6 protein-coding genes and 1 pseudogene are annotated in these 9,435 nt (G+C 60.0%); all 7 read right to left on the reverse strand.

Features of this window, described 5'->3' with window-relative positions; genetic code table 11:
* Positions 1-673 (reverse strand): 50S ribosomal protein L11 methyltransferase (gene prmA, locus AC1DRJ_RS13755; RefSeq protein WP_477802637.1); only part of this gene is annotated, 673 nt, incomplete at its 3' end.
* A 338-nt stretch (positions 674-1,011) separates the two neighbouring features.
* Complete coding sequence (accC, locus tag AC1DRJ_RS13760) at positions 1,012-2,370, reverse strand: acetyl-CoA carboxylase biotin carboxylase subunit (protein WP_477802638.1); 1,359 nt, start codon at positions 2,368-2,370, stop codon at positions 1,012-1,014.
* Positions 2,371-2,387: 17 nt separating this feature from the next.
* A complete protein-coding gene (gene accB / locus AC1DRJ_RS13765) occupies positions 2,388-2,849 on the reverse strand; it encodes an acetyl-CoA carboxylase biotin carboxyl carrier protein (RefSeq protein WP_477802639.1) in 462 nt (153 codons plus the stop codon).
* Between the two features lie 24 nt (positions 2,850-2,873).
* Complete coding sequence (gene aroQ / locus AC1DRJ_RS13770) at positions 2,874-3,329, reverse strand: type II 3-dehydroquinate dehydratase (protein ID WP_007947649.1); 456 nt, start codon at positions 3,327-3,329, stop codon at positions 2,874-2,876.
* A gap of 131 nt (positions 3,330-3,460) precedes the next feature.
* Entirely contained in the window at positions 3,461-5,206 is a 1,746-nt protein-coding gene (locus AC1DRJ_RS13775) for a protein-disulfide reductase DsbD (protein ID WP_477802640.1), read from the reverse strand.
* 180 nt (positions 5,207-5,386) lie between these two features.
* Positions 5,387-5,893 (reverse strand): annotated as a pseudogene (locus tag AC1DRJ_RS13780) (methyl-accepting chemotaxis protein); the annotation flags it as partial.
* Between the two features lie 1,491 nt (positions 5,894-7,384).
* A complete protein-coding gene (locus AC1DRJ_RS13785; RefSeq protein WP_477802641.1) occupies positions 7,385-9,055 on the reverse strand; it encodes a diguanylate cyclase in 1,671 nt (556 codons plus the stop codon).
* Between the last annotated feature and the right edge of the window lie 380 nt (positions 9,056-9,435).

Raw genomic sequence — 9,435 nt, forward strand, 5'->3', positions numbered from 1 at the left:
CGTCCGCTTTGACCGGCGGCAGATCTTCCGGCAGATACAGCGGGAAGAGTGCTTCGGCAATGTTGTTGCGCCCGGCGTTGTCGCGGGAGGCTTCCAGCGCCTGGACGTCGATGTCGGTGCCGACGGCTTCCTTGGCGCCCAGCAACAGGGCGGCAATCGCCAGAATTCCCGAACCACAGCCAAAATCCAGCACGTTGCAGTCTTTCAAGTCCTGGCCATCGAGCCATTCCAGGCACAGCGCGGTGGTCGGGTGGGTGCCGGTGCCGAACGCCAGGCCCGGGTCCAGCAGCAGGTTCACGGCGTCTGGCTCGGGTGCGGCATGCCAGCTCGGGACGATCCACAGGCGCTGGCCGAAACGCATTGGCTGGAAACCGTCCATCCAGCTGCGTTCCCAATCCTGGTCTTCGATCACTTCGCTGTGATGCTCGGGCAGTGGGCTGCCGGTCAGCAGCTCAAGGTGGGCCAATACGCTGGCGGCTTCGGTGCCGCCTTCGAACAGGGCCAGCAGGTGCGTGTGCGACCACAGCGGCGTGGTGTTGAGTTCTGGCTCGAAGATCGGCTGATCTTCGGCGTCCATGAAGGTCACCGACACGGCGCCCACTTCAAGGAAAGCGTCTTCGTAGGTTTCGGCTTGTTCTGGGCTGATGGCGAGACGGACTTGCAGCCAAGGCATGGCGGGCACCTTTGAAAAATATTGATTGCAGCCTAGCGGGCTGCGAGAAGCGCGCAAGTTTACGCGAGCGCGGAGGTTTTGTGGGAGTGAGGTGGCTCCAAACGCAGAAGCCATGTGCAACGCGCACCTGTAGCAACTGGCGAAGCCTGCGTTCGGCTGCGCAGCAGTCGTGATATCAAGCGGCGCGGTGTTTCTGGAACACCGCGTACTCGGGTTTTACGACTGCTGCGCAGCCAACGCAGGCTTTGCCAGCTGCTACAAGGGATTGTCGTAGTTCCTAAGAAATGTCCAGAAACAACAAAGCCGCCCGAAGGCGGCTTTATTGATTGGGTCGAAGCTTAGTGCTTCTCGCCAGCGAGCTTGTGCTCAAGGTAGTGGATGTTGACTCCACCTTTGCAGAAGCCTTCATCACGGACCAGATCGCGGTGCAGCGGGATGTTGGTCTTGATCCCGTCGACAACGATTTCATCCAGCGCATTGCGCATGCGCGCCATGGCTTCTTCACGGGTTGCGCCGTAGGTGATCAGCTTGCCGATCAACGAATCGTAGTTCGGCGGAACCGCATAACCACTGTACAGGTGCGAATCGACGCGAACGCCGTTGCCGCCTGGTGCGTGGAAATGCTTGACCGTGCCAGGGCTTGGCATGAAGGTTTTCGGGTCTTCGGCGTTGATTCGGCATTCCAGGGCGTGACCGCGGATCACCACGTCGTCCTGGGTGTACGACAACTTGTTGCCAGCGGCGATGCTGAGCATCTCCTTGACGATGTCGATGCCGGTGACCATTTCCGAAACCGGGTGCTCTACCTGGACACGAGTGTTCATCTCGATGAAGTAGAAGTTGCCGTTCTCGTAAAGGAACTCGAAGGTGCCGGCGCCACGGTAGCCGATGTCGATGCACGCCTTGACGCAGCGAGCGAGGACTTCCTGGCGTGCTTTCTCGTCGATGCCCGGTGCCGGCGCTTCTTCGAGAACTTTCTGGTGACGACGTTGCAGCGAGCAGTCGCGGTCGCCCAGATGGATGGCCTGGCCCTGGCCGTCCGAAAGTACCTGGACTTCCACGTGGCGTGGGTTGGTCAGGAATTTTTCCAGATAGACCATCGGGTTGCCGAACGCTGCGCCTGCTTCGGTGCGGGTCAGTTTTGCAAAGGAGATCAGGTCTTCTTCTTTGTGCACAACGCGCATGCCGCGACCACCACCGCCGCCAGCGGCCTTGATGATCACTGGGTAACCGACTTCGCGACCGATGCGCAGAGCGGTTTCTTCGTCTTCAGGCAGCGGGCCGTCGGAACCCGGAACGGTTGGAACGCCCGCCTCGATCATGGCGTGCTTGGCCGATACCTTGTCGCCCATCAGGCGAATGGTTTCGGCTTTCGGGCCAATGAAGGCAAAGCCGGAGTTCTCGACCTGTTCAGCGAAATCAGCGTTTTCCGCAAGGAAACCGTAGCCTGGGTGAATGGCGGTGGCGCCGGTCACTTCAGCTGCGGCGATGATTGCCGGGATGTGCAGGTAAGAGTGCGCGGCCGAGGCCGGACCGATGCAGACGGATTCGTCTGCCAGGCCCAGGTGCATCAGTTCTTTGTCGGCCTTGGAGTAAACGGCGACAGTCTTGATGCCCATCTCTTTGCAGGCACGCAGGATCCGCAGGGCAATCTCACCGCGGTTGGCGATCAGAACTTTTTCCAACTTCGCAGTCATCAAAGTTTCTCCGCGGTTCAAACGATGGTGAACAGCGGTTGGTCGTACTCAACCGGCTGGCCGTCTTCGACGAGGATGGATTCGATCACACCGCTGGTTTCAGCTTCGATGTGGTTCATCATCTTCATGGCTTCGACGATGCACAGGGTGTCGCCTTTCTTCACGGTCTGGCCGACTTCAACGAACGAAGGCGAGGCAGGGGAAGATTTGCGATAGAACGTACCGACCATCGGCGAGCGGGCAACGGTGCCGTTCAGGACAGGCGCGGCCGGAGCAGCCGGTGCAGCAGCGGTAACCGGAGCAGCAGTAACAGGCGCGGGTGCCGGAGCGTGCATTGGCGCCGGTGCGTAGTACTGCTGAGCCGGGGTTTTGCTATGGCGGCTGATGCGTACGGACTCTTCGCCTTCCTTGATCTCGAGCTCGTCGATGCCGGATTCTTCCAGCAGTTCGATCAGTTTCTTAACTTTACGGATATCCATGAATCATCAACTCCCAAGGGTCGGTCAGGGGCGTATAGCTTGTTGTTCAAGCTGCTCTAGTGCAGCCTCCAGGGCCAGTCGATAACCGCTGGCGCCAAGGCCGCAGATCACTCCCACCGCTACGTCGGAGAAGTAAGAGTGATGGCGGAAAGGTTCGCGTTTGTGCACGTTAGACAAATGCACTTCGATGAATGGGATGCTCACCGCCAGCAACGCGTCACGTAATGCGACACTTGTGTGTGTAAAAGCTGCTGGATTGATCAGAATGAAGTCCACACCTTCGCCGCGAGCGGCGTGGATGCGGTCGATCAATTCGTACTCGGCGTTGCTTTGCAGGTGCAGCAAATGGTGGCCGGCTTCACGGGCGCGGCGTTCCAGGTCCTGGTTGATCTGCGCCAGTGTCGTAGCGCCGTAAGTGCCCGGTTCACGGGTGCCGAGCAAGTTCAGGTTAGGGCCGTGCAGCACTAATAGGGTCGCCATCTGCTGTTCCTTGATATCTGAGTGCAAGTGTCAGAACCCGGCGACTATGCCGCAAAGACTTTGTGACTGTCCAGTTCTATGCAATAGCCAGCACGATAGCCGATGTTTGCGCGAAATATGTGACCGGGTGTTTAAATCTGGTCATTTGCACGTGCAACACGTTCGGCGAAGTCTGCGGCGTTGATCTCGCCGATCACTCGCACATCGGCGCGTTCAACGCCGTCCTTGTCGAAAAACATCAAGGCGGGAGGGCCAAACAGTTTGTATCGGTCGAGCAGGGCGCGTTGCTCGGTATTGCTGGCGGTGATGTCGAAGCGGACCAGTCGATAGCCTTGCAGGCGTTCGACGACTTTGGCGTCGTTGAGGACTTCGCGCTCGATGACTTTGCAGCTGATGCACCAGTCGGCGTACCAGTCGAGCAGCAGTGGGGTGCCGGAGGCTTGAGCATCGGCGAGTACGCGGTCCAGCTCTGAGGGTGTGCTGACTGTTTGCCAGGTTCCGGTGTTCTGCGCCGGTTCGTTACCCGCAATCGCCCGCGATTGGCCAATGGGATTGAACGGATCGGTCTGGCCGCTGAAAGCCCCAAACCAGCACGACAACGCGTAAAACAGCAGGAACATCCCGAGCAACTGGCCGAGGCGTTTTCGAGGGGGTTTGTAGACGAACTCCAGAGCGCCCATGAACAACCCGACGCCCGCGGCCAGCAAACCGATCAGCAACAAGGTGATCTGGCCCGGCAATACACGGCTGAGCAGGCCGATCGCCAATCCCAGCAACAATACCCCGATGGCGTTTTTCACATAGACCAGCCAAGGCCCGCTTTTCGGCAGCCAGGCCGCGCCACCGGTGGCCACCAGCAACAGCGGCGCGCCCATGCCAAGACCGAGCATGAACAGTTTCATTCCACCGCCCAACGCATCGCCGCTGGCGCTGATGTACAGCAGCGCGCCGGCCAGGGGGGCAGAAACGCAGGGCGAAACCAATAGGCTGGACACCACGCCCAACACCGCGGCGCCCCACAGCGAACCGCCTTCAGTGCGGCCGGCGATGCGATCCAGGCGACTGCTGATGGCCTGCGGCAGCTTGAGTTCGAATACGCCGAACATGGCCAGGGCAAATATTGCAAAGAACGTCGCAAACGGCACCAGCACCCAGGCCGATTGCAGGCGCGCCTGAAGATTGAGCTGAGCGCCGAACATCCCCATCAGCGCACCGAGCAGGGCGAAGCAGGCGGCCATCGGCAGCACGTAGGCCAGGGACAGGTTGAAGCCGCGCAAACCACCGACCTGACCACGCAGCACCACGCCGGAAAGGATGGGCAGCATTGGCAGCACGCAAGGGGTGAACGTCAAACCCAGGCCGGCGAGGAAGAACAGTGCAAGCTCGCGCCAGCCAAAGCTCTGTGCGGAGGCCGGGGCGCCGATGCCATCAATGCTTAGGCGCTCGGTTTCCGGTGGATAGCACAGGCCTTTATCGGCGCAGCCCTGATACGTCACGGCCAAGGTGAAGGCACGTTGATCGGTGCGCGGTATTTCTACGTCAACAATGCCGTGATAAACCTCGACATCGCCGAAGTACTCGTCGTGCTTCTGCTCGCCTTTGGGCAGTATTGCGGCGCCCAGGCTTACATCGGCCGGCTCGGCCCGAAACTGGAAGCGATGGCGATAGAGGTAATATCCCTCGGTAGCGACGAAACGCAGCTTGATCGATTGCGGCGTGCTGTCTACCAGGCTCAATTGAAAGGCTTCGCGCACCGGCAGGAAGTCGGCGCTGTTGTTGATCGCGCCCAGTGTGGAACTGGGTCGGGTGTCCGGCAACCCGGCGGCGGTGGCCGGCAGGGCGAGCACTAAAAGCAGCAGGCAGAGCAAACGGCGCATGACAATCTCGCGTATCGGAATAGGGGGCATGATAGCGGACAGTTGTCGGGTGTGCAGGGCCGCAGTTCTGTGGTGTTTGTGCTGACGCCTTCGCGAGCAAGCCCGCTCCCACATTCGACCGCATTCCCATGTATGAACTCGGTCAAATGTGGAAGCGGGCTTGCTTGCGAAGGCGGTTTGTCAGACGCGGAAGGCCTGAACGGCCGTACGCAGTCTCCCGCCCAACACTAGAAGGTTCTCCCCTTGCTCACGCCCCTCACCAATGCGCAGCAAGTTATCCCCACCCAATTGGTGAATTCGCTCACTGTGATCGCGAATCTCGCTGACCGCGCCGCTCTGCTGGGCGGTGACATCGGCGATGCGCACGGCGGTGTCGGAAATAGTCTGGATGGCCCCGACGATTCTATCCAGCGCCCCCTCGGCCGCTTGTGCCTGATTGGCCGTGGCTTCAGCGTGTTCAACCTGCGCGCGCATGCCCTCCACCGATTGACGCGCGGCGGTTTGCAGGCCGGCAATCAGTGTCTGAATTTCTGCCGTGGCCCTGGCGGTGCGTTGCGCCAGTGAGCGAACCTCTTCGGCCACCACCGCAAACCCTCGACCCATTTCCCCGGCGCGAGCCGCTTCGATGGCGGCGTTCAAGGCCAGCAGGTTGGTCTGGTCGGCAATCGAGCGGATCACCGTCAGCACGCCGCCGATGGTCGCCGATTCTTCGGCCAGATGCTCAATCATCTGCGCGTTACCCTGCACTTCACCCACCAGCGCATGTAGGCCGGTAAGGCTCAGGCCGATGACTTTCTGGCCATGCTCAACCGCCAGGCCGGCATGACGACTGGCGTCGGCTGCCTGGCTGGCATCACCGGCGACTTGTTGAATGGTCGCCTCCAGATCACCAAGAGAGTCGCGGATCAGTGCCGTGTCGCCCGCCTGATGTTCGGCACCGCTGTGCAGGTCATTGCTCAAGTCGGCCAGGGTTCGGCTGCTGCCGGCTACTTGCTCGGCGTTGTGACGAATGGTCCCGACCAGATCCACCAGGTAGGCGCGCAGGCGATTGAGCGACGCTTGAATATCGTGCAGTTCGCGATTGGTATTGCCCAGTTCAATGTCCCGGCTGAAGTCGCCTTCTGCCCAGGTAGACAGGGCTGGCACCAGGTTGGTCAGGGTTCGGGCCAGACGTCGTTGCAAAGTGTCGATGAGTAAGGCGATCAGCAGGATGAGCCCGATCATCAAACACTGCATCAATCGTACTTCGCCCTGAATCTGGCCGTGCTGGGCGCGGACTGCGGGTTCCAGTCTGGCAATGGCTTGCTGCACCGCGGCGATCTTCAGGTGCGTGGCGGTGCTCAGATCGGTGCGTTTCTGGATCTGATCGCGGGTGCGCGACAGTTCGGCCGGGTAGCGCGTGAGCAGGCTGTTCAGTTCACGCTTGAGGCCGATACCCGTGTCTTCGGCGGCCGTTTCTACGTTGTTCTCCAGGCCCATCATCGACGCGAAATCATCGGTATTCGATTCACTTTTGGCGGTGACGCCGAGCAGCGGCAAGCTGCCCAGCAGTTCGGCCTGCGTACGGATGTTGGTCACTTCGCGTTCGACGTCGGCGGCCAGTTCGCTGCGGCCACTGCTCACCAGTTTGTCCCGTGCCAGAGACAGCTTGCCCAAGTGTTGCGAGGCGGCGAGCAGTGGCGTCAGGTAGGCCGCGTTCGCACTGGCGTATTGGCTGAGTTGGTCGAGGCTGGCGCCGAGTTCGCGTTCGGCTTGCAGCAGCAGCGCTTGTGGGTCTCCCGCCAGCTTTCCAGCGGCCAACAGATCGGTTTTACTGAATTCATCGAGGTCCGACAGGCTCGGGTGCAAGGTGTCGGCCAGCGCCGGTGGCAACCCGGCGAGCTCCTTTTGCACGGCATCAATGGCCTGGCTGGCGCTGCTCAGGCGTAGGGCATCGCCACTGGCGAGGTAGTCCTCGATATTGCGTGCCACGTCATTCTGAAATTGCCGGGACAGACCCAGATAACGTTCCATCAACAGGTAGGGGCGCTCCAGGGCCTTTTGCGACCACCACAGTGTGGCGCCAAGGGCCACACATACGGCGACTAAAAGGAGGGTGTTGAGATTGGTCAGCAACTTCAGGCGCATAGGGGTCTACCAACGGCAGAATGGTAAGCGCCTGAATTTATTGCGTTTGTGTTACGGGGTTATGACGGAATCGGTGAGTTCCGATAAAAAAGTGGCACTTTGCCGCGATGTTCGCGCCGCCTGAACACGGTTGCGTCCGGCGTCCTTGGCACGGTACAGCGCCTCGTCCGCCTGACTGGCCATCATCAGGCTGTCGGAGTGTTCGCACAGCTCTACCACGCCGGCACTGAACGTGCACCAAAGGTCTTGAGGTTGGGCGGGGTAGTGGATTTCGGCAAAGCGCCGTCGAATTTCATCCAGTACTGAGTAAGCGGATTCGAGGTCAGTGTCGGGCATGACGATCGCGAACTCTTCGCCACCGTAACGGCCGATGAAGTCGGTCTTGCGCAAGCGCTGCTTCAAGAACAGCGCCAGGCTCTTGATTACCCGGTCGCCCATGGGGTGGCCGTGGCTATCATTGACGCGTTTGAAGTGGTCGATGTCGAGCATCGCAAAGCACAGCGGCTTGCTCTCGCGGCGGGAACGGAAGCTGCAGTCTTCAAGCAATTGCAAAATGTGCGTGTGGTTGTACAGGCCGGTAAGGCTGTCGCGGACCATCCGGGCTTTCAGATTTCGTGCCCGTGCCGCGCGGTTGCGCACGGTTGTGATCAGGTGACGCGGCTTGATCGGCTTGGTCAGGAAGTCGTCGCCGCCCTCGCTCATGGCGTCGAGTTGCTTGTCCAGGTCGTCTTCGGCCGACAGGTAAATGATCGGGACGCTGACATAACGGTCGTTGTGACGGATCACCTTGGCCAGTTCAGTACCGGTGCAAGTCGGCATGTACATGTCGAGGATGATCAGGTCCGGCTGAAAGTCCGCAAGTTCGGCCATGGCCTGAATCGGATCGATCAACGTGCGCGTGACGATCCCGGCGCTGTTCAGCAGGCGTTCGGTGTGCAGGGCCTGGGCGCGGGAGTCGTCGATGATCAGCACTTTATAAGGTTCGTACTGAGCGACACAGGTCAGGACTTCGATTTTCTCCAACAGGCTCGAAGCATCCAGCGTACCGGTGAGAAACTCCTGGCCACCGGCACGCACGGCGGCGAGGCGGGTCGGGGTGTCGGTTTCGTGCAGGCTGAAGAACAACAGCGGCAGGCGATGATCAAGACCTTCCTGGGCTTCGGCGGCCAGTTTCAGGCCAATTCCGGCACCACAAAAGTCCACGTCCATGACGATCGCGGCAGGTAAACGCTCGACCATTGAGGAACGGAATGCTGCAACACTGTCCAGGGATAGAGCGCTGAGTCCGAAAAATTCCAGTTGCTTGGCCAGGCGCTCGGCGCGGTCGTGATCTTGCAGCAACACATAGATCGGTTTGCGTAAGGGCGGCAGCAAGGTGTGTTCGAGTTGATCGCCATGTCGCAGGCCAGTGCGCGACAGGCGTTGCATCAAGCGATTGAGATCGGTGATCAGCCCGCTGCTCAGGCGTCCGCGATTGGCATCGACAGCCTCTAGAGACTGGCTGATGTGGCGCGCCAGTTGCGTATGTTCCGGTTGCTCGAAACGCTCGGCAAATCGCAGGAGGCGCAAGTTGGCCTCGCTCAGTTCCGATAGGTCGGTGGTGGTCCACTCGCTGCGTTGCAGGCGCTGCCAGATCTCAAGAATTTGACGCGCCTGATGAATTACCCGCTGGGCAAAGTGGTGCTTGAGGCGCTCACGGCTGGGGTCTTCTGGCTCGGTCATATCCTGACTACTGGTAAGGTAAATGCTGAGATCGACTAGTGGCTCTATGCTAGCACCTCTTTTCAGTGGGATGAGAGTCGTACGGCAATTATCTGTTAATCAGCCATATTCAGTTTGTGACCGGCTGGTCGAATTGACTCGTGTAGCAGTTGGCGAAGCCTGCGTCCGGCTGCGCAGCAGTCGTGAAAACAGTCGATGCGGTGTTTCAGGAAAACCTCGTGCTCAAGGTTTACGGCTGCTGCGCAGCCGGACGCAGGCTTCGCCAGCTGCTACGAGGCGTGTGCTTCCTTTATAGTGGCGCCTCGACGATCCAATTGTTGCTCACAACAACGTGCAGATTAATGCGCGGCAAAAGAGGCACGATGGGGTAGGGTTGTGGT

It is taken from the genome of Pseudomonas sp. P5_B2 (assembly GCF_056400445.1).

Coding starts and splice junctions, on each gene's coding strand:
- AC1DRJ_RS13775 (WP_477802640.1), bottom strand. CDS start 5,206: ATGCGCCGTTTGCTCTGCCTGCTGCTTTTAGTGCTCGCCCTGCCGGCC.
- aroQ (WP_007947649.1), bottom strand. CDS start 3,329: ATGGCGACCCTATTAGTGCTGCACGGCCCTAACCTGAACTTGCTCGGC.
- accC (WP_477802638.1), bottom strand. CDS start 2,370: ATGACTGCGAAGTTGGAAAAAGTTCTGATCGCCAACCGCGGTGAGATT.
- accB (WP_477802639.1), bottom strand. CDS start 2,849: ATGGATATCCGTAAAGTTAAGAAACTGATCGAACTGCTGGAAGAATCC.
- AC1DRJ_RS13785 (WP_477802641.1), bottom strand. CDS start 9,055: ATGACCGAGCCAGAAGACCCCAGCCGTGAGCGCCTCAAGCACCACTTT.